The 22819-nt window shown below is 66.7% G+C and carries 22 protein-coding genes; 9 read left to right on the top strand and 13 right to left on the bottom strand.

Going from position 1 to position 22819, the window contains the following annotated elements; all coding sequences use genetic code 11:
- The first annotated feature begins 4 nt into the window (after positions 1-4).
- Together holA and chrA are read left to right on the top strand one after the other, a co-directional pair.
- Positions 5-1060, top strand: coding sequence for a DNA polymerase III subunit delta (holA, locus tag F9929_RS10300; RefSeq protein WP_152046466.1), 1056 nt, complete (start codon positions 5-7; stop codon positions 1058-1060).
- A gap of 111 nt (positions 1061-1171) precedes the next feature.
- Positions 1172-2392, top strand: a complete 1221-nt coding sequence (gene chrA, locus F9929_RS10295) for a chromate efflux transporter (RefSeq protein ID WP_210251329.1) — start codon at positions 1172-1174, stop codon at positions 2390-2392.
- A 16-nt stretch (positions 2393-2408) separates the two neighbouring features.
- Here chrA and F9929_RS10290 read toward each other — a convergent pair whose 3' ends face one another.
- From F9929_RS10290 to mnmG, 5 genes are all read right to left on the bottom strand, one after another.
- Entirely contained in the window at positions 2409-3056 is a 648-nt protein-coding gene (locus F9929_RS10290; protein WP_235919167.1) for a GNAT family N-acetyltransferase, read from the bottom strand.
- On the bottom strand, positions 3053-4063 hold the full coding sequence (locus tag F9929_RS10285; protein ID WP_152046464.1) for a ParB/RepB/Spo0J family partition protein: 1011 nt from the start codon (positions 4061-4063) through the stop codon (positions 3053-3055). The genes F9929_RS10290 and F9929_RS10285 overlap by 4 nt, the downstream gene beginning before the upstream one ends.
- A gap of 43 nt (positions 4064-4106) precedes the next feature.
- Complete coding sequence (locus F9929_RS10280) at positions 4107-4892, bottom strand: ParA family protein (RefSeq protein WP_152046545.1); 786 nt, start codon at positions 4890-4892, stop codon at positions 4107-4109.
- A 101-nt stretch (positions 4893-4993) separates the two neighbouring features.
- Complete coding sequence (rsmG, locus tag F9929_RS10275; protein WP_193227692.1) at positions 4994-5629, bottom strand: 16S rRNA (guanine(527)-N(7))-methyltransferase RsmG; 636 nt, start codon at positions 5627-5629, stop codon at positions 4994-4996.
- Between the two features lies 1 nt (position 5630).
- A complete protein-coding gene (gene mnmG / locus F9929_RS10270) occupies positions 5631-7505 on the bottom strand; it encodes a tRNA uridine-5-carboxymethylaminomethyl(34) synthesis enzyme MnmG (RefSeq protein ID WP_152046462.1) in 1875 nt (624 codons plus the stop codon).
- Between the two features lie 101 nt (positions 7506-7606).
- Here mnmG and F9929_RS10265 point away from each other — a divergent pair, with 101 nt between their 5' ends.
- Positions 7607-8182 carry a Uma2 family endonuclease gene (locus F9929_RS10265; RefSeq protein WP_152046461.1) on the top strand — a complete coding sequence of 192 codons (576 nt, stop codon included), beginning with the start codon at positions 7607-7609 and terminating at the stop codon, positions 8180-8182.
- Positions 8183-8198: 16 nt separating this feature from the next.
- On the opposite strand, the gene mnmE is transcribed toward F9929_RS10265, so the two are convergent.
- Positions 8199-9518, bottom strand: a complete 1320-nt coding sequence (gene mnmE, locus F9929_RS10260; RefSeq protein WP_152046460.1) for a tRNA uridine-5-carboxymethylaminomethyl(34) synthesis GTPase MnmE — start codon at positions 9516-9518, stop codon at positions 8199-8201.
- A gap of 82 nt (positions 9519-9600) precedes the next feature.
- On the opposite strand from mnmE, the gene F9929_RS10255 reads away from it, so the two are divergent.
- Positions 9601-11622: a thioredoxin domain-containing protein gene (locus F9929_RS10255; RefSeq protein ID WP_152046459.1), complete on the top strand. Its 2022-nt coding sequence runs from the start codon at positions 9601-9603 to the stop codon at positions 11620-11622.
- A 199-nt stretch (positions 11623-11821) separates the two neighbouring features.
- Here F9929_RS10255 and rho read toward each other — a convergent pair whose 3' ends face one another.
- The 3 genes from rho to F9929_RS10245 form a co-directional block, all read right to left on the bottom strand.
- Positions 11822-13087 (bottom strand): transcription termination factor Rho, encoded by a 1266-nt coding sequence (rho, locus tag F9929_RS10250; protein ID WP_152046458.1) that lies wholly within the window; start codon positions 13085-13087, stop codon positions 11822-11824.
- A 273-nt stretch (positions 13088-13360) separates the two neighbouring features.
- A complete protein-coding gene (locus F9929_RS23970) occupies positions 13361-13513 on the bottom strand; it encodes a hypothetical protein (RefSeq protein ID WP_193227691.1) in 153 nt (50 codons plus the stop codon).
- A 98-nt stretch (positions 13514-13611) separates the two neighbouring features.
- A complete protein-coding gene (locus tag F9929_RS10245; protein WP_235919166.1) occupies positions 13612-14163 on the bottom strand; it encodes a gluconokinase in 552 nt (183 codons plus the stop codon).
- Between the two features lie 189 nt (positions 14164-14352).
- On the opposite strand from F9929_RS10245, the gene F9929_RS10240 reads away from it, so the two are divergent.
- Positions 14353-16926 (top strand): glucose/quinate/shikimate family membrane-bound PQQ-dependent dehydrogenase, encoded by a 2574-nt coding sequence (locus tag F9929_RS10240; RefSeq protein WP_152046457.1) that lies wholly within the window; start codon positions 14353-14355, stop codon positions 16924-16926.
- A 317-nt stretch (positions 16927-17243) separates the two neighbouring features.
- On the opposite strand, the gene F9929_RS10235 is transcribed toward F9929_RS10240, so the two are convergent.
- Genes F9929_RS10235 through hemE form a run of 3 tightly spaced genes read right to left on the bottom strand, consistent with a single transcriptional unit; the run spans position 17244 to position 18999 of the window.
- The gene (locus tag F9929_RS10235; protein ID WP_152046456.1) at positions 17244-17525 is read right to left on the bottom strand and encodes a hypothetical protein; all 282 of its coding nucleotides are present in this window, start codon (positions 17523-17525) and stop codon (positions 17244-17246) included.
- Positions 17526-17536: 11 nt separating this feature from the next.
- The gene (gene hemJ / locus F9929_RS10230) at positions 17537-17965 is read right to left on the bottom strand and encodes a protoporphyrinogen oxidase HemJ (protein ID WP_152046455.1); all 429 of its coding nucleotides are present in this window, start codon (positions 17963-17965) and stop codon (positions 17537-17539) included.
- Positions 17966-17967: 2 nt separating this feature from the next.
- A complete protein-coding gene (gene hemE / locus F9929_RS10225; RefSeq protein WP_152046454.1) occupies positions 17968-18999 on the bottom strand; it encodes a uroporphyrinogen decarboxylase in 1032 nt (343 codons plus the stop codon).
- Positions 19000-19492: 493 nt separating this feature from the next.
- Here hemE and F9929_RS10220 point away from each other — a divergent pair, with 493 nt between their 5' ends.
- A complete protein-coding gene (locus tag F9929_RS10220) occupies positions 19493-20089 on the top strand; it encodes a Maf-like protein (RefSeq protein ID WP_152046453.1) in 597 nt (198 codons plus the stop codon).
- A 5-nt stretch (positions 20090-20094) separates the two neighbouring features.
- Here F9929_RS10220 and F9929_RS10215 read toward each other — a convergent pair whose 3' ends face one another.
- Complete coding sequence (locus tag F9929_RS10215; protein ID WP_152046452.1) at positions 20095-20520, bottom strand: GFA family protein; 426 nt, start codon at positions 20518-20520, stop codon at positions 20095-20097.
- Positions 20521-20620: 100 nt separating this feature from the next.
- On the opposite strand from F9929_RS10215, the gene F9929_RS10210 reads away from it, so the two are divergent.
- Genes F9929_RS10210 through dnaQ form a run of 3 tightly spaced genes read left to right on the top strand, consistent with a single transcriptional unit; the run spans position 20621 to position 22808 of the window.
- A complete protein-coding gene (locus F9929_RS10210; protein ID WP_152046451.1) occupies positions 20621-21454 on the top strand; it encodes a shikimate dehydrogenase in 834 nt (277 codons plus the stop codon).
- Positions 21451-22029 carry a dephospho-CoA kinase gene (gene coaE, locus F9929_RS10205; RefSeq protein WP_152046450.1) on the top strand — a complete coding sequence of 193 codons (579 nt, stop codon included), beginning with the start codon at positions 21451-21453 and terminating at the stop codon, positions 22027-22029. The genes F9929_RS10210 and coaE overlap by 4 nt, the downstream gene beginning before the upstream one ends.
- 56 nt (positions 22030-22085) lie before the next feature.
- Positions 22086-22808, top strand: a complete 723-nt coding sequence (gene dnaQ, locus F9929_RS10200; protein WP_152046449.1) for a DNA polymerase III subunit epsilon — start codon at positions 22086-22088, stop codon at positions 22806-22808.
- Positions 22809-22819 lie beyond the last annotated feature (11 nt).

Genomic DNA, 22819 nt, shown 5'->3' with positions numbered 1-22819 from the left:
ACCCGTGGCGCAGCGCAAGGCGGGCGAGGTCGAGGCCTTTCTGTCGCGGCCCGACACGAGCTTTCCGATCGTGCTCCTTTACGGGCCGGATGCCGGCCTCGTGTCGGAGCGCGCGGCGCGCGTCGCGAGCCTGTCCGGCGCCGACCTGTCCGACCCCTTCGCCACCGTCAGCCTGTCGGCCGACGAAGTGGAAAAGGATGCGGGCCGCCTTCATGACGAAGCGCGCACCGTGTCGATGTTCGGCGGCCGCCGCCTCGTGCGGGTGCGCGGCGCGGGCGGCGGCAGCTATCGCGCCTTATCGGCGGCGGTGGCGGAACTCGGCAACCAGCCGCCGCCGGACGTGACGGTGGTTCTGGAAGCCGGCGACCTGAAGCCCTCCTCTTCCCTCAGGGCGGCGGTCGAGAAGGCCCGCGCTGCCATCGCCCTTCCCTGCTACCCGGACGAGGGCCGCGCGCTTGACGCGATGATCGACGCGGAAATGAAGGACGCTTCCTTGAGGATTGGCCGCGACGCGCGCGAGGTCCTGAAAGAGCGCCTCGGGGCCAACCGCCTCGCCTCGCGTGGCGAGGTCAGGAAGCTCGTGCTCTACTGCATGGGGCAGGAGGAGGTGAGCGTCGCCGATGTCGAGGCCGTTGTCGGCGACGTGTCGGCCGAAACGCTGGACGAAGCGGTGGATGCGGCGGCATCGGGCGAGGTGAAGCGCCTGCCCGAACTCGTGGAACGCCTCCTGTCGTCCGGCACCCAGCCCTTCGCCCTTCAAGGCGCGGTGCTGCGCCATTTCCACGCGCTTCTCCTGATGCGCGAGCGCGTCGAGCGCCACGGCGAAAGCGTGACGCGCGCGGTAGAAGCGCGCCGCCCGAACTTTCGCCGCAAAGCCGCGATGGAGGCCGCGCTCGGCGCCTGGACGCTGGCCAGCCTGCCGGAAGCGCTGATCCGCATCGAAGCCGCGATCCTCACGGGGCGCAAGGAAGGCGCGCTGGCACAAGCCGTCACCGCCAAGCTCCTGACCGATCTGGCCGTGGAAGCAGCGCGCGCTCGGCTGCGTGGCGGCAAGCGCTGAAGGCGGGCGGGTTGGAGTGCCCGCCTCCGAAGGGCAGTTTCGCGGCCCCGGCGTCCTGTCACGAAACTGCGATATGATCCGCCGGATGCCTTCTCGTCGCGAGCGATCGTCCTGACCACGCCGTCCCCAGACCAAAGCCTGCCGGCCCGCTCCACCTCGGGAGCTGGCGACGTGTTCCGCGCCTTTTTGAAGCTCGGCTTCACCTCCTTCGGCGGTCCGATCGCTCATCTCGGTTATTTCCGCGACGAGCTGGTGATCCGCCGCCGCTGGGTGGACGAGGCGACCTATGGCGATCTCGTCGCTCTCTGCCAGTTCCTGCCGGGCCCCGCGTCCAGCCAGGTCGGCTTCGCGCTCGGTCTCATTCGGGGCGGGCCGCTCGGCGCTCTTGCGGCCTGGTGCGCCTTTACGCTTCCTTCCGCTCTTCTTCTGGTCGCCTTTGCCTCAAGCGCTGCGGTTCTGGAGGGGCCGGTCGGCGCGGGGCTTCTTCATGGGCTGAAACTCGTGGCCGTCGCGGTGGTGGCGCAGGCGGTGTGGGGCATGGCGCGGACCCTCACCCCCGACAGGCCCCGTGCCGGAATCGCGTTCATCGCGGTTCTGATCGCCGTGTTCCTTCCCGGCCCCTTCGGCCAAGTGGCGAGCATCGCGCTGGGAGCCCTGGCGGGCCTTTGGCTTTGCCGGGGCACGGCGCTATCGGCAAACGCTCATCTCCCCGTTCCGGTGACGCGAACGGTCGGCCTCGCGGCCCTCCTCTTGTTCTTCGCGCTCCTGTTCGCTTTGCCGCTTCTCGCCGCTTCAGGCGCGGCGCTGTTCGAGGCTTTCTATCGCTCCGGCGCGTTGGTCTTCGGCGGCGGGCATGTCGTGCTGCCGCTCCTTCAGGCCTCCGTGGTGGAGCCCGGCTGGATCGATCCCGCGACGTTTCTCGCCGGATACGGCCTCGCCCAAGCCGTTCCAGGCCCCCTTTTCACCTTCGCCGCCTATCTCGGCGCGGCAATGCCAACGGCCCCGAACGGCCTCCTCGGCGGCATGATCGCGCTTGCGGCGATCTTCCTGCCCGGCCTTCTTCTCGTGACGGCGGCCCTGCCCTTCTGGGGGAGCTTGCGTGCCAGACCCACAGTGCAGGCCGCGATGCGCGGCGCGAACGCGGCCGTGGTCGGCATTCTGGGCGCGGCCCTCTACGATCCCGTTTGGACGAGCGCGATCCATCTTCCGAGAGACTTCGCCCTCGCCCTTGCCGGCTTCGTCCTCCTGACGGCCTTCAAATGCCCGCCCTGGATCATCGTCCTCGGCTCGGCGATCGTCGGGATGGTGCTGGGGATGCTCGGCGCTCGTTGAAAGCGCCCCAAGCCGATCAGCCTTCGATCAACGGCACATGAGGCGCGGCCTCGCGCGGCAGAAGGCTTTTCAAGCGCGGGTCCGGCAGAACCTCGACGTAAGTGGCGAAGGGCGAGAAGCCCATACGGCGATAAAAGGACAGCGCCGCCGGATGATCGAGATGGCAGGTATGGAGCCAGACCCGCTCCACCGGCCGGGCCCAGGCGAGATCCAACACCTTCGCCATGAGGGCGGGACCCAAACGCCGCCCGGTGGCGGACGCAACGAGGCCGAAATACACCACCTCGCAGTCGCTTGGGCTGGCGAAGTCGAGTTCCACGAGGCCGATCGGCGTTTGGCCGTCCACCAGCATCTGCGCTTGCGTGGCGGGATGGTCGAGATGGGCGCGCAAGGCGTCGTCGCCCATGAAGAGGCGCGACACCCAAAGCCAATCCGCGCCTACCGCGTCGTAGAGCGCGCGATAAAGGGAGAGATCGCCGCCTTTCAAAGGCTGGAGCCTAAGACCGGGCGGCAACTCGCCCTCTGGCCGCGCCTCACGATCCCGCGTTTCGAGGCAGGTGACGACGGTCGCCAGCATACCCGCCGGTACGGGCGAGTTGCCGGCGCGCAGCGGCGGATTGTGCATCTCCACGGGGAGATGATCCTCGAAGGCTGGCGTTTTCAAAGCTCCCTGATCCGGGGACCCGTCGAACGTCCCCCGAGGCTTTGCAGAAGGCGGCAAAGCTCGTCGAGCTTTTCCAGGGTGCCGTAGTCGATGCGAAGGCGTCCGCCCTCGCCCGGCAGGTCGATGGAAACCGGCATGCCCAGCGTGTCGGTGAGAAGCGTTTCAAGCGCTACGGTATCCGCATCGCGGTTCGACGCTTGCGTCGCCGGCGCAGAAGTCTCCCCCGCCTCGCCACCACGCTTGCGGCCCGCGCGAGGCTTGGCGCCCTCGCCCGACCCTTCCGCATCCTGGCGCGCCATGGCTTCGGCTTCGCGCACGGTGAGGCCCTTTTCCGCCACGCGCCGGGCGAAATCCTCCGGATCGGCGGCAGTGACGGCGGCTCTCGCATGGCCCGGCGACAACTCGCCGACCGTCACCATGTGCTTCACGCCCTCGGGAAGCTTCAGGAGACGCAGCGTGTTGGCGACATGGCTGCGGCTTTTGCCGAGCGCGTCGGCAAGATCGGCTTGCGTGTAGTCGTGCTCCTCGATCAGCATCCGGTAGGCTTCCGCTTCCTCGATGGCGTTGAGGTCGGAGCGCTGGACGTTCTCGATGATGGCGATTTCGAGCGCTTCGCGGTCGCCGATCTCGCGCACTACGATCGGCACCTCGGCGAGCGCGGCGAGCTTGGCCGCGCGCCAGCGCCGCTCGCCGGCGACGATCTCGAAGCGGCCTTCCGCACCCACCGGGCGCACCAAGATCGGCTGCACGATGCCATGGGCACGAATGGAAGCGGAGAGTTCCGACAGGTCGGTCTCATTGAAGACGCGGCGCGGATTGCGCGGGTTCGGCGACAGCGACCCATGGGGCACGCTGCGCTCGCCCGGTATGGCGGCGACGGGCGAGGGCACGCCCTGAAGCGGGTTGCTGGCCGCAAAGCCCGGACGCGGCAGAACGGGACGGTCGCCCCCGCCGATCAGCGAGGCGAGGCCGCGGCCGAGGCGCTGGCGCGATCTGTCTTCGTTCATGTCGGGCTTTCCTGGCGGCGGGGAACGGGGGCGGAAATGGTCGTCATGCCACCTCCAGCCGGCGCTCGCGCTGGATGATCTCGGAAGCGAGGCGGATATAGGCCTGACTGCCGGAACATTTCATGTCGTAGAGAATGGCGGGCTTGCCGAAGGACGGTGCTTCGGACACGCGCACATTGCGCGGGATCACGGTCTCGTAGACCTGATCGCCCATCACCTGGCGCACGTCGTTGACGACCTGCGCGGCGAGATTGTTGCGCCCGTCGAACATCGTCAGAACGATGCCGTGGAGATCGAGCGCGGGGTTCAACGTATCGCGCACCTGCTCCACCGTCTGCAGCAACTGGCTGAGGCCTTCCAGCGCGAAGAACTCGCATTGGAGGGGCACCAGAATGGAATCGGCCGCCGCCATGGCATTGATCGTCAGAAGGTTCAAGGAAGGCGGGCAGTCCACGAGAACGAAGTCGAAGAGCGCCCCGTCCACGGCGTGGAAATGCAGCGCATCGCGCAGGCGATAAGCGCGGCCCGTCGCGCCGGCGATCTCCATTTCGAGCCCGAGAAGATCGAGCGTCGAGGGGATCACCGACAGGTTCGGCACCGCCGTCGGCATGGCGGCTTCCGCAATGGAGGCGTTCTCGCGAAGCACGTCGTAGGACGAGGTTTCGCGATCCTGCTTGTCGATGCCGAGGCCCGTCGAGGCATTGCCCTGCGGGTCGAGATCGATGAGCAGCGTCGATCGTCCGACCGCCGACAGGGCGGTGGCCAGATTGATCGCCGTCGTGGTCTTGCCGACCCCGCCCTTCTGGTTGGCGATGGTGATGACCCGCATTCGTCTTGGCGCTGCCACGCCCATTTCCTGTTCCTTCCGGCGCCTGCCGAAAGCCATCGGGCCCGAAAGGCGAGCCGAGGCTTCAACTGGATCATGTGTCGCTAGGATCGGGGAGCGATATCGCGAAGTTCGAGCACCGCGGCACCGTCCTCGACCTGCGAGGCATGGGAGGTCACTGTGAACCGCCAATGCGCCGAGGCGTCAACGATTTCTTCACCATGGTTCCGGCCCTTGGCGAAAAAGCAGGGGACCTGTGGCGAAATCCTCCTTGAGACCATGCCGCAAAGAAGGTCGAGCGAAGCCAGCGCGCGGGCGCTGACCGCCTCCGCCTGAGCCATGACGTCGGCGCAGTCCTCGATCCGCTTCATATGCACGGTGACCGGCAGGCGGAGTTCCCGCGCCACGGTCCGCAGAAAGGCGCATTTCTTGGCGTTGCTCTCGATCAAGGAAACATCCGCGCCGTCCCGACCCGCGAGCAGGATCGCCGAAACGAGGCCCGGAAAGCCTCCCCCCGAGCCGATATCGACCCAGCGCCGGGCTTCGGGAAACAAGGGCTGGAACTGGAGCGAGTCGGCGATGTGGCGCGACCAGACATGCGGCAAGGTCGCCTCGGCGACGAGGTTGGTCTTGGCCTGCCATTGTTCCAGCAGCGCGACATAGCGGTCGAGCCGGTCCGCCGTTTCACGTGAAACATCGGCGCGTGCCAGAACCGCCCGCCGCTCTTCCACCATGCTCATGTCAGGCCGCATCGCGTGTGGCGCGGCGAAGCGCGAGCAGCACGAGGGCGAGCGCCGCCGGCGTCATGCCGTCGATGCGTTCGGCCTCGGCAAGAGTCTTCGGGCGGTGAAGCGCGAGCTTCTGCTTCAACTCGTTGGACAGGCCCGCCAAACCGGCGAAGTCGAGATCCACCCGGATCGCCACCGCCTCGTCGCGCTTCAACCGCGCCTGATCGGACCGCTGGCGGTCAAGATAAACGTCGTAGGACGCCTCGATCTCCACCCGCTCCGCGACCTTGGGCGGGATGGCGCCGAGTTCCGGCCAGATGGCCGTAAGGCGCGCGAGGTCGATATCGGGCTGCGACAGAAGCGTCCAGGCGGAGCGGGGGCGGCCGTCCTGGTTGAGTTGAAGCCCATAGCTGGAGGCCCGCGACGGCGACAGGCTCAAACCTTCGAGCTGTCGGCGCGCGTCATTCAAAGCCGCTTCGCTGGCACTGAACACGGCATGGCGTTCGCCGTCCACGAGGCCGAGACTGATCCCCAGCGGCGTCAGGCGGCGGTCGGCATTGTCAGCGCGAAGGCTGAGGCGGAACTCGGCGCGGCTCGTGAACATGCGATAGGGCTCGGACACGCCCCGCCGCGTCAGGTCGTCCAGCATCACGCCGATATAGGCCTCGCCGCGCGACAGCGTTTCGGGCTCCAGCCCGCCGGCCCGGCGCGCGGCGTTGAGCCCCGCCCAAAGGCCTTGCGCGGCGGCTTCCTCGTAGCCCGTCGTGCCGTTGATCTGGCCGGCGAGAAAAAGGCCCTTCTGCCGTCTCGTTTCCAACGTCGCGTGGAGCTCGCGCGGATCGACATGGTCGTATTCGATCGCATAGCCGGGTTTCAGGACCGACACCTTTTCGAGCCCCGGAATGGAGCGAAGAAACGCGTTCTGCACGTCTTCGGGCAGCGAGGTGGACAGGCCGTTCGGGTAAACCGTGTCGTCGTCGAGGCCCTCGGGTTCGAGGAAGATCTGGTGGCCGTCGCGCTCGCCGAACTTGACGATCTTGTCCTCGATCGATGGGCAATAACGCGGCCCGACGCCCTCGATCTGGCCGGAATAAAGCGCCGAACGGGACAAGTTGTCCTGAATGATGCGGTGCGTCTCGGACGTGGTGCGCGTGATGCCGCAGTCGATCTGGGGCGTGTCGATGCGCGTCGTCAGGAACGAGAAGGGAGTGGGCTCGTCGTCGGGGCTTTGCTTGTCGAGACCGGCCCAGTCGATCGTGCGGCCGTCGAGCCGGGCGGGGGTGCCTGTCTTCAAACGCCCAAGGGTGAGCCCCAGGCGGCGGAAGGTGCCGGACAGGCCGAGCGAGGGGTCCTCGCCCATCCGCCCCGCCGGAATGCGGCGGTCGCCGATATGGATGAGGCCGGACAGGAAGGTGCCGGTGGTGACCACCACCGTGTGCGCGGCGACGCGCCGCCCGTCCTTCAACGAAACGCCGGCAATGGCGCCTTCCCCGTCGCGGATGAGATCGAAGGCGTCGCCCTCCACCACAGTCAGGTTGGCGTGACCGGCGATCGCCGCCTGCATGGCGGTGCGGTAGAGCTTGCGGTCGGCCTGCGTCCGGGGTCCGCGAACGGCGGGACCCTTGCGCCGGTTGAGGAGGCGGAACTGGATGCCGGCCTTGTCGGCCACGCGCCCCATCAAACCGCCGAGCGCATCCACCTCGCGCACGAGATGACCCTTGCCGATCCCGCCGATCGCTGGGTTGCAGCTCATCTCGCCGACGGTGGCGAAGCGGTGCGTCAGAAGCGCGGTCGCAGCGCCGGTTCTGGCCGCCGCGCTCGCCGCCTCGCAACCGGCATGCCCGCCGCCGATCACGACGACGTCGAAGGATGCATCGAACTTGTCCATGAAGGGGATAAGCCGCGAAGCGAAGGGCGTGTCAATGGAAAGCGATGGTGCTGCACGCGCGAACGATTTGATCTATCCTGAAGGCGTATGGAGATTGGCCGATGAGCGCTCTGACGAGCAGACCCCAATGGACCGTCGAGGAATTCTTCGCTTGGCAGGAAACCCAGGAAGAACGCTACGAACTCGTTGACGGCTTTCCGCAACCGCATCGGATGATGACGGGAGCATTGAACGGACACGACGATGTCGTGGTCAATATCATCATCTCGCTGGGCACCAAACTGCGCGGCAGCGGTTGCCGCCCGTTTACCGCGGATGGCAGCATCCAAACTCTGCCCGACCGGATCAGACGCCCGGATGTCGGGGTGGACTGCGGACCCCGCGATCCGAATGATCGAAAAGCCGCAAAACCGGTCGTCGTCTTCGAAGTGTTTTCTCCATCGACCAGAACCATCGACCTTCTGACGAAACTCGACGAGTATCAGGGTGTGACAAGCCTTCGCCATCTCGTCTTCATGGAGCCGAACCGGGCGGAAGCGATCCATTGGCAGAAAGGAACCGATGGTGGATGGCGCAACGAGGTCTTGAAGGGATTGGACGCCGTTCTCGATCTGGACGGGATCGGCGTCTCGTTGGCTCTTTCGGAATGCTACGAAGGAGTCGTGCTGGAAACCTAACAGTGTTTCACGTGTGTCATTTCCCGATGCAAAACTCGGAAAACACGACGCCCAGCAAATCCTCGACGCCGGTTCGCCCCGTCAGGCGGCCGAGTTCGTCGCCGGCAAGGCGCAGGAACTCGCTGCCGATCTCGGCGGGCCTGTCGCCGGCTTGAAACTCGGTGAGGATCGCCAGCGCGGCGGCGACCGCCTCACGATGGCGGGTGCGGGCAGGGACGAGGCGGCCGGGGTCCGGGGCGGCGTCGCTCGCCAGCGCGGCGATGCGGTTCACCAGTTCCTCCATCCCCTGCCCCGTTCGGGCCGATAAAGCGAAGGCATCGGGGGAGGCGGGCGAGGCGTCGCTCTTGGTGCGAAGGCGCAAGATGGGCCGGGCATCTTCCGCCTCGATGAGTTCCGTCGGCAGCGGCGCATCGGGCGCTTCGAGCGCCAGAACGAGATCGGCCGAGTTCATCGCTTCGCGCGCCCGCGAAATGCCGATCCGCTCGACAGTGTCTTCCGTGTCGCGCAGTCCCGCCGTGTCGAACAAGCGCACCGGCACGCCGCGAAGGTCCAGCACCACCTCGATCACGTCGCGCGTCGTGCCGGGGATATCGGTGACGATGGCGGCGTCCCGATCGGCCAGCGCGTTCAACAGCGTCGACTTGCCGGCGTTCGGCGCGCCGACGATGGCGACGCGAAAGCCGTGCCGCAAGATCTCGCCGCCCCGTGCCCCGTCGAGATGCGCTGCCATCTCTGCGATGAGCTTGCCGACGAGGTCCGCGACGGGGCCGGCGACGTTCTCCGAAACATCGCCCTCGTCGGAAAAGTCGAAGCTCGCTTCCAGAAGCGCGCGGGCGCGAAGGAGACGGTTCGCCCAGCCCTCATAGAGCGCGCGAAGCGCACCGCCGGCTTGCGCCAAGGCCTGCCGCCGCTGGCTTTCCGTTTCCGCCGCCAAAAGATCGGCGAGGCCTTCGGCTTCGGTGAGATCGATCCGCCCGTTCAGAAAAGCGCGGCGGGTGAACTCGCCGGCTTCCGCCAGCCGGATGCCCGGCAGTGCCGTCAGAGCCTCAAGCGCGGCGGCGACCACCGCCCGACCGCCATGAAGGTGAAATTCGGCGAGGTCCTCGCCCGAAACGGAATGGGGACCGGCAAAGAACAGAACGAGCCCCCGGTCGATCTCCTCGCCTTTGCCATTCCGAATGGTGCGAAGGCTCGCGCGTCGAGGTTCGGGAACGCCGCCCGCCAGAGCTTCGAGCGCCAGCCTCGTCGCCGGCCCGCTGACGCGCAGGACCGCGATGCCCGCCGGTAAGGCGCCTGAGGAAAGCGCGGCGATCGTGTTGTTCGCGGCTGAAACCAAAAGCTTTCCCTTCCGGTTGAGATGAGGTTCCTCCTAGCCCATCGCGCACAAGGGGAACAACGCTTCGCGCGAAGGACAGTCCATGCTGGAACCCGCCGCCAACCTTCTGGGCAATGCCGTCAGCCCTTACTTGCGCCAGCACGAGCACAATCCCGTTCATTGGCGCGAATGGTCGGCCGAGGCGCTGGCAGAGGCCGCGCGGCTCGATCGTCCGGTGCTTCTGTCGGTCGGCTATGCCGCCTGTCATTGGTGCCATGTCATGGCGCATGAAAGCTTCGAGGATGCGGGAACGGCGGCGGTGATGAACCGCCTTTTCGTGCCGATCAAGGTGGATCGCGAGGAGCGGCCCGATCTCGACGGCATCTACATGACGGCGCTCCAAGCCATGGGCGAACATGGCGGCTGGCCGATGACCATGTTCCTGACGCCAAAGGGCGAGCCCTTCTTCGGCGGCACCTATTATCCACCGCGCCCCATGCACGGCCGCCCGAGCTTTCGCCAGTTGATGGAAGCGGTGGCGGAAGCCTGGAACAAGCGGCGCGGGGAGATCGACCGGAGCGCAGCCGAGACCACGGCCCGCCTTGCCGGCTTTCTGTCTGCCAGCGCGGGGAGCGCCGAGGTGCGGGTGGATATCGCGGACGCGGCAAACCGCATCGCGGGGATGCTCGACACGGAGCGCGGCGGCACGCGCGGCGCGCCGAAATTTCCGAATGCTCCGTTCATGGAGATCGTGGCGCGCGGAGCTTTTCCCCATGGCCCGACGCCGCTGCGCGAAGGTTTCCTGACGACGCTGCGCGCCCTCTGCCAAGGCGGCATCTACGATCATCTGGGCGGTGGTCTCGCGCGCTATTCGACCGACGAGCATTGGCTGGTGCCACATTTCGAGAAGATGCTCTACGACAACGCGCAGTTCCTGCGCCATCTCGCCTGGGGCTGGCGGGCGACGGGCGAAGAACTGTTTCGCCGCCGCGCGAAGGAAACCGTCTCCTGGCTGGCGCGCGAGATGCGCGTCGGGGTCGGCGCCTTCGCCGCTTCGCTCGATGCGGACAGCCTGGACGAGACGGGCCATTCCCACGAGGGCGCCTTCTATGTTTGGCGCGAGAACGAGATCACCGAGGCCCTTGGGCCACGCGCGGGCGACTTCGCGGAGGCCTATGGCGTGACGCCGGGAGGCAATTTCGAAGGCCGCACCATCCTGCACCGCCTCGGCGCGGCAGAACCCGACGCGGACCATTTCGCCGCCGAGCGCGAAACCCTGCGACGCCTTCGCGACAACCGCCTTCGCCCGGCGCGCGACGACAAGGTGCTCGCCGACTGGAACGGCCTCATGATCCGCGCGCTCACTGAGGCTGCGCAGGTCTTCGAGGATCGCGAAGCGCTGGAACTCGCAAAAAGCGCCTTCGCCGACGTTCTGTCCACGCTCACCGTGAATGGGCGTCTTCGCCATGCGGCGCGCGACGGGCGCGTGGCGGAAGGTTATGCCCTGTCGTTCGACCATGGCGCGCTGATCGGTGCCGCCGTGGCGCTCTTCGCAGCGACGCTCGACGGCACCTATCTCACCGAAGCGCGCCGCCTTGCGGACGAACTCGACCGCTGGCATGGCGATGGCGAGGGCGGCCATTACCTGACGGCGTCGGACGCCGGCGACGTGATCCTGCGCCCGCGCGGCGATGCGGACGATGCCATACCCGGCGGTACGTCGCTGGTTCTGGAAGGCTTGGCGCTGCTGACTGAAGCGACGGGCGATCCCGCGATCGGGGAGCGGCTGGAGCGCGCCCTGTCGCTTGCCTTCGGGCGGCTGGAAGGCCAGCCGGGCCTGTCGCCGGGCATTCTGGCGGCGGCGGACCGGGCAAGTCGCGCCGGCCAGCTCGTTCTGTTCGGCGATCCCGGCGACCCGGATTTCGCGGCGATGAGACAGGCGGCGATCCGCGCGCTCGACATCGACCGTCTCGATCTCGTGGCCACGGGTCCGAGCGCCCTCCCCGCCGATCACCCGGCGGCGTCCATGCGGCCGGAGCGCTTGCCCGCCGCCTATCTCTGCCGGGATTTCGCCTGCCGCCCGCCCGTTTTCACGGCGGCGGAACTGGAAAATCTGCTTCGATAGAAATAGAGCATCGTCCTTGAAACCGGACGCATCCTGCCGGAGGGCATTCGGTTCAAGATCGAGGGCGCGGGCAAGGTCGTAGCGGGCTACGGCCGCAGACCGAGGCCGACGAGATTGGACCGAATGGACCCGGCAGGAGCGTTTGGTTTCGAGGACGATGCTCTAGGGCCGGTCCGCTTTCGCGTCCGGCCCCGCATCGTCAGGTGTTCATGGAATCGAAGAAGTCGGCGTTGGTCTTCGTTTGCTTCAGCTTGTCGATCAGGAACTCGATCGCGTCCGTGGTGCCCATCGGCGACAGGATGCGGCGCAGCACGAAGATCTTCTGGAGGTCCGAGCGCTGCACGAGGAGGTCTTCCTTGCGCGTGCCGGACTTCAGGATGTCCATCGCCGGATAGATGCGCTTGTCGGCGACCTTGCGGTCGAGCACGATTTCCGAGTTGCCGGTGCCCTTGAACTCTTCGAAGATGACTTCGTCCATGCGGCTGCCCGTGTCGATCAGGGCGGTCGCGATGATGGTGAGCGAGCCGCCTTCCTCGATGTTGCGCGCCGCACCGAAGAAGCGCTTCGGGCGCTGGAGGGCGTTGGCGTCGACGCCGCCCGTCAGCACCTTGCCGGAGGACGGAACCACCGTGTTGTAGGCGCGCCCGAGGCGGGTGATGGAGTCGAGCAGGATCACCACATCGCGGCCGTGCTCAACGAGGCGCTTGGCCTTCTCGATCACCATTTCGGCGACCTGCACGTGGCGCACCGCCGGTTCGTCGAAGGTGGAGGACACGACCTCGCCCTTCACCGAGCGCTGCATGTCGGTGACTTCCTCGGGCCGCTCGTCGATGAGCAGCACGATGAGGTAGCATTCGGGATGGTTGGCGGTGATCGCGTGGGCGATGTTCTGGAGAAGAACCGTCTTACCCGTGCGCGGCGGGGCGACGATCAGACCACGCTGGCCCTTGCCGAGCGGGGCCACGAGATCGATGACGCGCGACGACAGGTCCTTCGAGCCCGGATTGTCGATCTCCATCTTGATCCGCTCGTTCGGATAAAGCGGCGTCAGATTGTCGAAATGGCTCTTGTGCTTGATCCGCTCGGGGTCGTCGAAATTGATCGTGTTGACCTTGAGAAGCGCGAAATAGCGCTCGCCGTCCTTCGGGGAGCGGATCTGGCCTTCCACCGTGTCGCCGGTCTTCAACTGGAAGCGGCGAAGCTGGGAGGGCGAGATGTAGATGTCGTCGGGACCGGGCAGGTAGTTCGCGTCGGGCGAGCGCAGGAAGCCGAAGCCGTCCTGCAGGATTTCCACGACGCCCTCGCCGATGATGTCGGTGCCGCCGGCGGCAAGATTCTTCAAAATGGCGAAAAGCAGTTCCTGCTTGCGCAGGACGGAGGCGTTCTCGACACCGTTCTCCTCGGCAAAGGCGATGAGCTCGGGCGCTTTCTTGTTCTTCAGGTCCTGAAGCTTCATTTCGGCCATGGATGGTCTCGGAAATGGTCCTCGGGCGTTCGGCGGCTGAAACAGCCTGCGGCGGGAACACGCGAGAAGGAAAAGGGCGGGATATGCCGGTTGCGTCGAAGCAAACGAGGCAGAAAGGCGGGGAAAGCACGCATCGCCGCGAAAGGGCTGCGGCGGGCGTGGGCATCCTATAGCGGAGGGCGTCGGCCGACGCAAGATCGGCGCAAGAAAACGGCCGACCTCCCGTTCAAAGGAGACCGGCCGCGCTGGGGAATGATGATCGTTCGACCGTGATCAGCGGATCGAGCCACGGCTCGAGAAGCGGCCTTTGGCGATTTCGCGTTCGCGCTGTTCCAGATCGAGAAGCGATGTCGCCTCGTTCAGGTAACGCTCTGCCGGGTCGAAGCGCACGGGCCGGAATGCCTTGCGGATGCGGTTGAAATCCATGGGCTTGGTCTCCTTTCTCAAGGAGAAAACTAGGCTCGCCCGATCTATACCGCAATGCAGCATGACGCATGGGAGCCATGCGCATCCGCGCCATCCGCTTAAGGCTTCGTTAGCCTTTCGCGGGCGGGGTCCAGCCCCAAACCCTCGACGGCGAGACGCACCACCTCTTCGGGCGAGGCCTCCACGCTCACCTTCACGCCCGGCTCGTCGGCTTCCAGGGGTTCAAGGTCAGCAAGCTGCGAGGCAAGGAGGGCCGGCGGCATGAAATGGCCGGAGCGCCCGCCGATCCGCTGGCCGATCAACGCGGGGTCGGCAGACAGGAACACGAAGCGCACATCGGCGTCGGCTTCCCGCAGAAGATCGCGGTAGCGCCGCTTCAGCGCCGAGCAGGTCACCACCGTGCTGACGCCCTTTGCCGCTTCCCCGCCGATCCAGTCGCGGATGGCGCGCAGCCACGGCCAGCGATCCTCGTCGTTCAAGGGGGTGCCGGAGGTCATCTTATCGATATTGGCCTGCGGGTGGAACTCGTCGGCCTCGGCCACCGGCCAGCCAAGCGCCTTTGCGATGCCTTCCGCCGCCGTGGTCTTGCCGACCCCCGAGGTTCCCATCACCACGATCGCGATCGCTCGCGCCTGCCCGTCCTCGGCCATGCCGCTCCTCCCTTGGATGCCCGGCAGTATGGGGTGGCGGGCCTTCCTGTCCAGTCGGTCGGCGGCAAAGCTCCTCCCGTTCCATCCGCGAAGCGGCGGTCTTGCCATGACAACGCGCCGCCACATCCTTGGCGTGCGGGGCTTTCTGCAAAGAGATGCGCCCGCGAGCTTTCGAGGGAAGTCGAGCCCATGCAGCGCCATCGCAACATCGTCCTTTGGACGCTTGTGGTTCTTCTTGCCCTTTGCGGGCTGGCGTCCGGCATCGGCGGCCTTTGGCTGGTGGCGCTCGGCGGCACGCCCTATTACGTCGTCGCGGGGCTTGCCTTTCTGGTGACGGCGGTTCTTCTCGCCCGGCGGTCGGGCGCCGCGCTCGTCGTCTACGGCATCTTCGTTTTGGCCACCCTCGCCTGGGCGCTTTGGGAAGTCGGGCTCGACTGGTGGCCGCTGGCCGCGCGCGGCGACGTGGTGATGGTGCTCGGCGCCCTCCTCCTTCTGCCCTGGATCACGCGCTCGCTCGACCGCCCGAGCGTCGCCGACGCTCTCGACCGGCGGCGCACGGTGCCGGGCATCCTCCACGGCGGCGGGCTGGTTCTCACCGCCTCGCTCGCCCTCGCGCTCGGTGTCGCGGGGATCAGCATATTCAAGGACCCGACGCGGATCGAGGGCCGTCTGGCGGATGCCGGCGGGGCCATTCCAGCCGACGCCGCCTCCATCCCGGCGGGCGAATGGCACGCCTATGGGCGCACGGGCTTCGGCCAGCGCTTCTCGCCGCTGGAAGGGATCACGCCCGAAAACGTTTCGCGCCTCCAAGTCGCCTGGACCTACAACACCGGCGACCGCAAAGGGCCCGGGGACCCCGAGGAAACCACCTTCGAGGCGACGCCCTTGAAGATCGGCGACCGCCTGTTCCTGTGCACGCCGCACCAGAACGTCATCGCGCTCGACGCCGAAACCGGCCGCGAGATCTGGCGCTACCAGCCGCAGATACGCGGCGAACTCGCGCTGCAGCACCTCACCTGTCGCGGCCTGTCCTATCATGCGGGAACGGGCGCGGTCGCCGCCAATGACGTGCCCCCTGCCCCCGCCGGTCAGGATGCCGAAACCGGCGCCTCCGCCCCTGCTCCGACAACGCTGATGGACGGAACGCCCGCGGCCGCCGCCCAAACGGCGGCGCCCGCCGCTTCCGGCACCGAGGATGCGCGCCTGCCGGTGGCAGCCAGCACGGGCGAAAGTGCCGCCGCCTGCCCGGCGAAGCTCTTCATGCCGACGGCGGACGGCCGCCTGATCGCGCTCGATCCGGAAACCGGCCATGTCTGCCGCGCTTTCGGCAACGGCACCGGGCAGATCGACCTTTGGAGCCAGATGCCGAACGTGAAGCCCGGCGCTTATTACTCGACCTCCCCCGCCGTGGTGGCGCGCGGGCTGATCGTGGTGGCGGGCACGGTTCTCGACAACGTTTCCACGAAGGAGCAGTCGGGCGTCATTCGCGGCTACGACGCCGAGACGGGGGCGCTGCGCTGGGCCTTCGACAGCGCCAAGCCCGACAGCACGCAGCCCCTGCCGGAAGGGGAAACCTATACGCCGAACTCGCCCAATTCCTGGTCCACCATGGCGGTGGACGAGACGCTCGGCCTCGTTTACGCGCCCATGGGCAACCAGCCGCCGGACCAGTGGGGCGGCAACCGCTCCCCGGAAGTGGAACGCATCTCCTCCTCCGTGATCGCGCTCGATCTCCAGACCGGGGCGCTGCGCTGGGTTTTCCAGACCGTGCATCACGATCTTTGGGACTACGACGTTCCCGCCCAGCCGAGCCTGATCGACCTCGACATCAACGGCCAAAGCGTTCCGGCCCTGGTGCAACCCACCAAGCAGGGCGAACTCTTCGTGCTCGACCGGCGCACCGGCGAGCCGGTTCTGCCCATCGACGAGGTGCCCGCCCCCGGCGGCGCGGCGCGCGGCGACCATACCAACCCGACGCAGCCGAAATCCGCCCTTTCCTTCGATCCCGCTCCGCTTTCCGGCCGCGACATGTGGGGCGCGACCATGTTCGACCAGCTTGCCTGCCGCATCGCGCTGAAAGGTTATCGCTACGAGGGCCGCTTCACGCCGCCCTCCGAACAGGGCTCGATCATCTATCCGGGCAATCTCGGCGTCTTCAACTGGGGCTCGATCGCGGTTGATCCGCGCAACGGCACCGCCTTCACGACGCCGACCACTCTCGCCTTCGTGTCGAAGCTGATCCCGCGCGAGAACCCGGACCGGCTCTACGTCAACCCGCAGAGCCCGGAAGGCAACCTGCCGGCCCTCAACGAGAATTTCGGCGCACCCTTCGCGATCGAGCTGAAGCCGTTCCTGTCGCCGATCGGCCTGCCCTGCCAGTCGCCGCCCTGGGGCTATGTGGCGGGTGCGGACCTCACCACCGGCAAGATCGTGTGGAAGCACAAGAACGGCACGACGCGCGATTCCATGCCCGTCCTGCCGATCCCCTTCCCGATGGGCGTTCCCAATCTCGGCGGCCCGATCCTGACGGCAGGCGGCGTCGCCTTTCTGTCCGGCACGCTGGATTACTACCTGCGCGCCTACGACGCCCAGACCGGCGCGGAACTTTGGAAAGGCCGCCTCCCCGCCGGCGGCCAGGCGACGCCGATGACCTACACGGGCCGCGACGGCAGCCAGTATGTTCTCGCGGTGGCCGGTGGCCACGGCTCTTTCGGCACCAAACTCGGCGATGCCGTGATCGCGTGGAAACTGCCGAAGGAATAGCGGAGAAAGCGGAGGCGGGGCTTCGAGCGAAGAGGCTCCGCCGGTTTCACAGAGGTAAAGCGTAAGGGTGAGAGGCGTAGCGGGCGCGAGCGGCTGCCAGGATTTCGTTCTTGGAACGATCGCTTCCGCCACTTTCCAAACCTTGCGTAGCAAGGCACTGGAGTTCCGCCAGCGCCAAAAGACAGCTCCGGTCTTCGGCGATAGCGGTGCTTTCGCGATCCCGTGTCAGCGCAGTCTCTTGGCGATCGCGATCGTGGCGACGCCGGCGATGAAGAGCAGCGCCGGTCCGGTCATGATCAGGGCAAGATCCGTCGCACTCATCGGCTCAACTCCTGTCGAACGTAGTGGCGTGCGAGAAAATGTAGGACCGTTCCGGCAAAGATGCAAACGGCCGACACGCCGACGATGAGATACAACGACGTCCCGGCGGGAAGCGATCCGAGCGCCAGCCCGATCAAAGGCACGACCCCGCCCGATAGGGTGATGCCGACGGCGATATTGTTGACGAAGGTTCCGGTCAGCTTGACCGTTTCCTCGACATGCTTGGGCACCGCCGGGCGCGCCGGCGGCACGATGTCCTTGTTGGTTGGAAGGCTCATCCGCCCGTTTCTCAGAACGGCTTCACCACCACGAGGATGACGATGGCGACGAGGATCAGCGCCGGGACCTCGTTGAGCATGCGCCAGAAGCGCGAGCTTTTGGTATTGCGATCGGTGGCGAACTTCTTCACGGACGCGGCGAGATAGCCGTGAAGGCCGCTCATGGCCACGACGAGGGCGATCTTGGCGTGGAGCCAGCCGCCCTGAAAGGCGTACATGCTCCAGGCGAGCCAAAGGCCGGCGGCCCAGGTGGCGATCATCGCCGGGGTCATGATGCCGCGCAGCAGGCGCTTTTCCATCACTTTGAAGGTTTCGGCCTGCGGCGTGCCGGGCCCCGCTTCCGTGTGATACACGAAGAGCCTCGGCAGGTAGAGCATGCCCGCCATCCAGGCGATCAGCGAGACGATGTGGAACGCCTTGATCCAGAGATCGAGATCCATGCCTATCCTTTGAAGTCGCGCACGCGCCTGACGAGCGCCTCGACATGGGCGAGCGGTGCGTCGGGCGTGATGCCATGCCCGAGATTGAACACGAGAGGGCCCTGGCCGAAGGCGTCGAGCACGGCGTCGACCCCCTCATTCAGCGCCCGGCCCCCGGCAACGAGGCGAAGCGGGTCGAGGTTGCCCTGGACGGCCGTTCCCTGTTCTTGAAGGCGCTGCCCGACCTCGCGCGGCACCGTCCAGTCGAGGCCGACCGCATCCACCCCTGTTTCCCGTTTATAGGCCTCCAGGAGCGCGCCGGCGCCCTTGGCGAAGCCGATGACCTTCGCATCCGGCCGCCGCGCTCTGACGCGCTCCACGATGCGTTTGGTGGGCAGGATGGAAAAGCGGCGGAACGAGTTCTCTTCCAGGACGCCGCCCCAGGACTCGAAGATCTGCACGCAGTCCGCGCCCGCTTCCAACTGGCGCAGCAGATAATCGGCCGACATATCGGCGAGGGTGGCGAGAAGTTGGTCCATCACGTCGGGCGCGCGATAGGCGAAAAGCCGGCTCGGCGCCTGATCGGGCGTGCCGCGCCCGGCGATCATGTAGGTCGCGACCGTCCAGGGCGCGCCGCAGAAGCCGATCAGCGCGGTCTCGTCCGGCAGGCTGTCGCGGATGCGCCTCACCGCCTCGATCACCGGCCTTAAGTGCTCTTCGCCGCGCGAGGGATCGAGCTTGCCGATCTCCTCTTCGGTGATGGGCGTCAAACGCGGTCCCTCGCCTTCCACGAAGCGCAAGTTCCGCCCGAGCGCATCCGGGATCACGAGGATATCGGAGAACAGGATGGAGGCGTCGAAGCCGAAGCGGCGGATCGGCTGAAGCGTCACCTCGCAGGCGAGGTCTGGATTATAGCAAAGGTCGAGGAAGCCTCCGGCCTTCCCGCGCGTTTCCCGATATTCGGGGAGATAACGGCCCGCTTGTCGCATCAGCCAGATCGGGGGAGGCGTCAGCCTCTCGCCTTCGAGGACTTGGATGAGCCGTCGCTTCGCCATGCCGGCTTTCCTTCCCTTCCCATCTTAAAATCTCTTTCTTGAGAGATTCTATTTCTTAGAGTCGGTGGATAGCCGGAATTCACGCCGCTTCAAGGGCACCACCGCAAATGCCGCTTACAGCCGTTGCCGGGGGACAATCGACGGGGCGGCTGGCGGGATCGGGGGAAGGTTCGATTTCGCCAGCCACGCCAATAGCTTGCGACAGGCCGCGCGTTTCCACCCCTTGTGGATAAGTCTTGAACAACGGAGGACGGCGCGGTTCGTCCCCAGGAATCCACAATCGCCCTTCACCAGGGCAGGCACTGCGTCGCGATGTGGACAAACCGGCGCTTTTCCCGTCCTCGCTCGACGCGGCGGGAAAGGTGCCTGGCTGTCCCGCCGCCATCAACAGGGGGCGAAGGAAAAGGGGGATGATTGCCGCTTCCCCTTGCCTTCCCACCCCGAATCGAGTCCGTCGCCGAGCCTGTCCGGTCCATTCGAAGGAGCCCTTTTCATGACCCGCCTCGTTCTGGCTTCCGGCAGCGTTCACCGGCGCAAGCTCCTTCTGGATGCGGGGCTCCGGTTGGACGTGGTGCCCTCGACGCTGGACGAGCGCGCGCTGGAAGCGCCGTTGAAGGATTCCGGCGCGGGGCCGGAGGATGTCGCCGAGATCCTGGCCGAGGCGAAGGCCGTGGATGTTTCCGAAAAGCACCCCGACGCCTTCGTGATCGGCGCCGACCAGACGCTGAGTCTCGGGCCGGACGTGTTCCACAAGCCCGCCGACATGGAGGAAGCGCGCCGCACCCTTTTGGCGCTGTCCGGCCAGACGCATCGCCTGAACAGCGCCGTGGTGATCGCCCGCGACGGCGAGGCGGTGTGGCGTCACGTCGGGGTGGCGAGTCTCACGATGCGCGATCTTTCGCCGGAATTCATCGGCCATTATCTGGCGGCGGCGGGCGAGGGGGTGCTGACCAGCGTCGGCGCCTACCAGATCGAGGGGCGCGGCATCCAACTGATGGAGCGGATCGAGGGCGACCTCTTCACGATCGTCGGCCTGCCGCTCCTGCCGCTTCTGGCCGAGCTTCGTCGTCTCGGTGCGATCGAGGGGTGACGGTTTCAGCCGGATGGAAAATAGCGCAGGACGCCGGCGATCTGCGAACGTGCCGGCCCGTGATGGTCGCTTGGATGGATCACGCCTTCGTTGACCGGCACCTCGGTGAAATCGAAGGGACTGACGCCTTCCAGACAAGCGGCGTTGACCCCGAGTTCATCCGGGTTCGACCGACGCCGGTGGTGGGTATAGATCCCGCAACGGCTACAGAACCAATGCTGCGCGGCACCGGTATTGAACCGGTAGAGCGTCAGCATATCCTCGCCTTCGAGGATTTCGAGATCGCCCATCCCGGCGGTGACGGCGACCGCCCCGCGCATCCGACAATAGGAGCAGTTGCAGCGCCTCGCGCTTGCAAGACCTTGCGACAAGCGCACGCGAAACCGAACGGAACCGCAGTGGCATGGGCCGTTCCTGTGCTCCTTATCCACGACGCTCGTCCTCCCTCCGGCTGCGATGGAGTCTACGGTCTGCGATGGTGAAGCGGAAGGCCGATTGTCTCCCTCCTCGCTCGCCCGCTAGAAGGGAAGCATGACCGACCCGTTCTTCCCCAGAGCCTTCGTTTGCGGCTGGCCGATCCGCCATTCGCGCTCGCCGCTGATCCACGGAACCTGGCTGCGGGCGTTCGGCCTTGCCGGCTCCTACGAGAGGATCGCGGTCGCGCCGGAGGATGCGGCGGCCTTTTTCGCGAGCCTCGTTGCCCAAGGTTTTACCGGCGGCAATGTCACGATCCCCCACAAGGAAGCCGCCCATCGCGCCGCGTCCCGCCTCGATCCGGCGGCAGAGGCCATCGGCGCGGTGAACACGCTCTGGTTCGAGGGCGAAACGCTCGTCGGCGGCAACACGGATTCTCACGGCTTTGCCGCCAATCTCGACGAGCGCCTGCCCGGCTGGGGGGATGCGGGCGAGGCCTTGGTGCTGGGGGCAGGGGGCGCGGCGCGGGCGGTCGTCCACGCGCTTCTCGTCCGCGGCATCGCGCGCGTTCATGTGGCGAACCGGACAATGGCGCGCGCCGAGGCTTTGAGCGAAGCCTTCGGACCGGGCGTTCATCCCCTCGAATGGGCGCGGATCACCGAGGCACTCCCGACCTGCGATCTTCTCGTCAACACGGTTCCCGCCAGCGAACTCGCCGTGCCCGATCTGGACAGGCTTCCCGACCACGCCCTTGTCACCGACATCGTCTACGTGCCCCTCGAAACGCCGATCCTGGCGACGGCGCGGGCGAGGGGGCTTCGCACCGCCGACGGGCTCGGAATGCTGCTCCATCAAGCGGTGCCGGGCTTCGAGCGCTGGTTCGGCCGCCGCCCCCCTGTGGACGAGGCGCTGCGGGAGGCCGTCCTCGCCGATATCGCGGCGAACCCGTGATCGTTCTCGGCCTCACCGGCTCGATCGGCATGGGCAAATCCACGGTCGCCGCCATGTTCGGCGAAGCGGGCGTGCCCGTTCATTCCGCCGACGAGGCGGTGCACCGCCTTTATGCCGGCCCGCTCGCCGCCGAAATCGAGGCGGCCTTTCCCGGCACGGTGGCAGAGGGCCGGGTCGACCGCGTGCGTCTGGCGCAACAGGTGCTTGGGCACGAGAACAAGGTGAAGCGGTTGGAGGCCATCGTCCATCCGCGCGTCAGGGCGGAGGAAGCGGCTTTTCTCGGCTCAAGGCGGGAAAAGGGCGAGAAGCTCGTTCTTCTCGACATTCCACTTCTTTACGAGACCGGCGGGGAAGGGCGCGTCGATAAGGTGCTGGTGGTCTCTGCACCCGAGGACGTCCAGCGCGCCCGCGTTCTCGCTCGCCCCGGCATGACGGCGGAAAAGTTCGAGGCGATCCTGGCGCGGCAGGTTCCGGACGCCGAAAAACGCGCCCGCGCCGATTTCGTTCTCGACACCGCGAAGGGGATCGAGACCACGCGCGCCGAGGTAAAGGCGCTGGTGGAGCGGCTTTCCTAGGGGATGATGCCCGGGGCCCCTTGCGGGACGCCGCGCGGCGCGCGACATCTCTTTCCATGCGCGAGATCGTCTTCGACACGGAAACCACGGGCCTCGAATTCGAGGCCGACCGCCTGATCGAGATCGGCGGCATCGAGCTCTGGAACCATATCCCGACCGGCCGGAGCTTCCATCGCTTCATCCGCCCTGCCGACCGCAAGGTTCACCCGGAAGCGCTGGCGATCCATGGCATCTCGGACGAGATGCTGGCCGACAAGCCGCTTTTCGCCGAGGTCGTGGAGGATATTCTCGAATTCTTCGGCGATGCGAGGCTGATCGCCCACAATGCCAGCTTCGACATCCGCTTCATGAACGCGGAACTCGCGCGTCTCCAGCGCCCGGCGATTTCCATGGAAGGCGTGGTGGACACGCTGCAGATGGCGCGGCGCAAGTTCCCGATGGCCCCCGCCACCCTCGACGCCCTTTGCTCGCGTTTCCAGATCGACACCACGAAGCGCGACAAGCACGGCGCGCTGGTCGACTCCGAGCTTCTGGCGCAAGTCTATATCGAGCTGATCGGCGGGCGTCAGGCCGCGCTCGGCCTCGTGTCGGCCGGCGACAACGGTGCGGGCGGCAGCGAAACCGGCGGGGCGTCCCGCATCCGGCCGCGCCCCGTGCCGCTCGGCAGCCGCCTGTCCCCGGACGAGATCGAACGCCATCGCGCCTTTATCGGAACGCTGGGAAGCGACGCTTTGTGGCTTTCCCATCTGGAGCCTGCGACCGAGACGCCTGCCGCCTGACGCGGCTGGAA

It is taken from the genome of Aureimonas psammosilenae (genome assembly GCF_009176975.1).
GTDB classification, from domain to species: Bacteria; Pseudomonadota; Alphaproteobacteria; order Rhizobiales; family Rhizobiaceae; genus Plantimonas; species Plantimonas psammosilenae.
The sequence above is the reverse complement of the archived record's forward strand: the minus strand, read 5'-3'. Positions and strand labels throughout refer to the sequence as shown.

Bases quoted from the DNA above. Each gene is read 5' to 3' on its own strand.
- F9929_RS10285 (WP_152046464.1), bottom strand. From the start codon at position 4,063: ATGAACGAAGACAGATCGCGCCAGCGCCTCGGCCGCGGCCTCGCCTCG.
- rsmG (WP_193227692.1), bottom strand. From the start codon at position 5,629: ATGAGCATGGTGGAAGAGCGGCGGGCGGTTCTGGCACGCGCCGATGTT.
- F9929_RS10245 (WP_235919166.1), bottom strand. From the start codon at position 14,163: ATGGCCGAGGACGGGCAGGCGCGAGCGATCGCGATCGTGGTGATGGGA.
- F9929_RS10255 (WP_152046459.1), top strand. From the start codon at position 9,601: ATGCTGGAACCCGCCGCCAACCTTCTGGGCAATGCCGTCAGCCCTTAC.
- F9929_RS23970 (WP_193227691.1), bottom strand. From the start codon at position 13,513: ATGGATTTCAACCGCATCCGCAAGGCATTCCGGCCCGTGCGCTTCGAC.
- F9929_RS10265 (WP_152046461.1), top strand. From the start codon at position 7,607: ATGAGCGCTCTGACGAGCAGACCCCAATGGACCGTCGAGGAATTCTTC.
- F9929_RS10280 (WP_152046545.1), bottom strand. From the start codon at position 4,892: ATGCGGGTCATCACCATCGCCAACCAGAAGGGCGGGGTCGGCAAGACC.
- F9929_RS10220 (WP_152046453.1), top strand. From the start codon at position 19,493: ATGACCCGCCTCGTTCTGGCTTCCGGCAGCGTTCACCGGCGCAAGCTC.
- F9929_RS10240 (WP_152046457.1), top strand. From the start codon at position 14,353: ATGCAGCGCCATCGCAACATCGTCCTTTGGACGCTTGTGGTTCTTCTT.
- F9929_RS10210 (WP_152046451.1), top strand. From the start codon at position 20,621: ATGACCGACCCGTTCTTCCCCAGAGCCTTCGTTTGCGGCTGGCCGATC.
- hemJ (WP_152046455.1), bottom strand. From the start codon at position 17,965: ATGGATCTCGATCTCTGGATCAAGGCGTTCCACATCGTCTCGCTGATC.
- F9929_RS10235 (WP_152046456.1), bottom strand. From the start codon at position 17,525: ATGAGCCTTCCAACCAACAAGGACATCGTGCCGCCGGCGCGCCCGGCG.
- rho (WP_152046458.1), bottom strand. From the start codon at position 13,087: ATGGCCGAAATGAAGCTTCAGGACCTGAAGAACAAGAAAGCGCCCGAG.
- dnaQ (WP_152046449.1), top strand. From the start codon at position 22,086: ATGCGCGAGATCGTCTTCGACACGGAAACCACGGGCCTCGAATTCGAG.
- hemE (WP_152046454.1), bottom strand. From the start codon at position 18,999: ATGGCGAAGCGACGGCTCATCCAAGTCCTCGAAGGCGAGAGGCTGACG.
- mnmG (WP_152046462.1), bottom strand. From the start codon at position 7,505: ATGGACAAGTTCGATGCATCCTTCGACGTCGTCGTGATCGGCGGCGGG.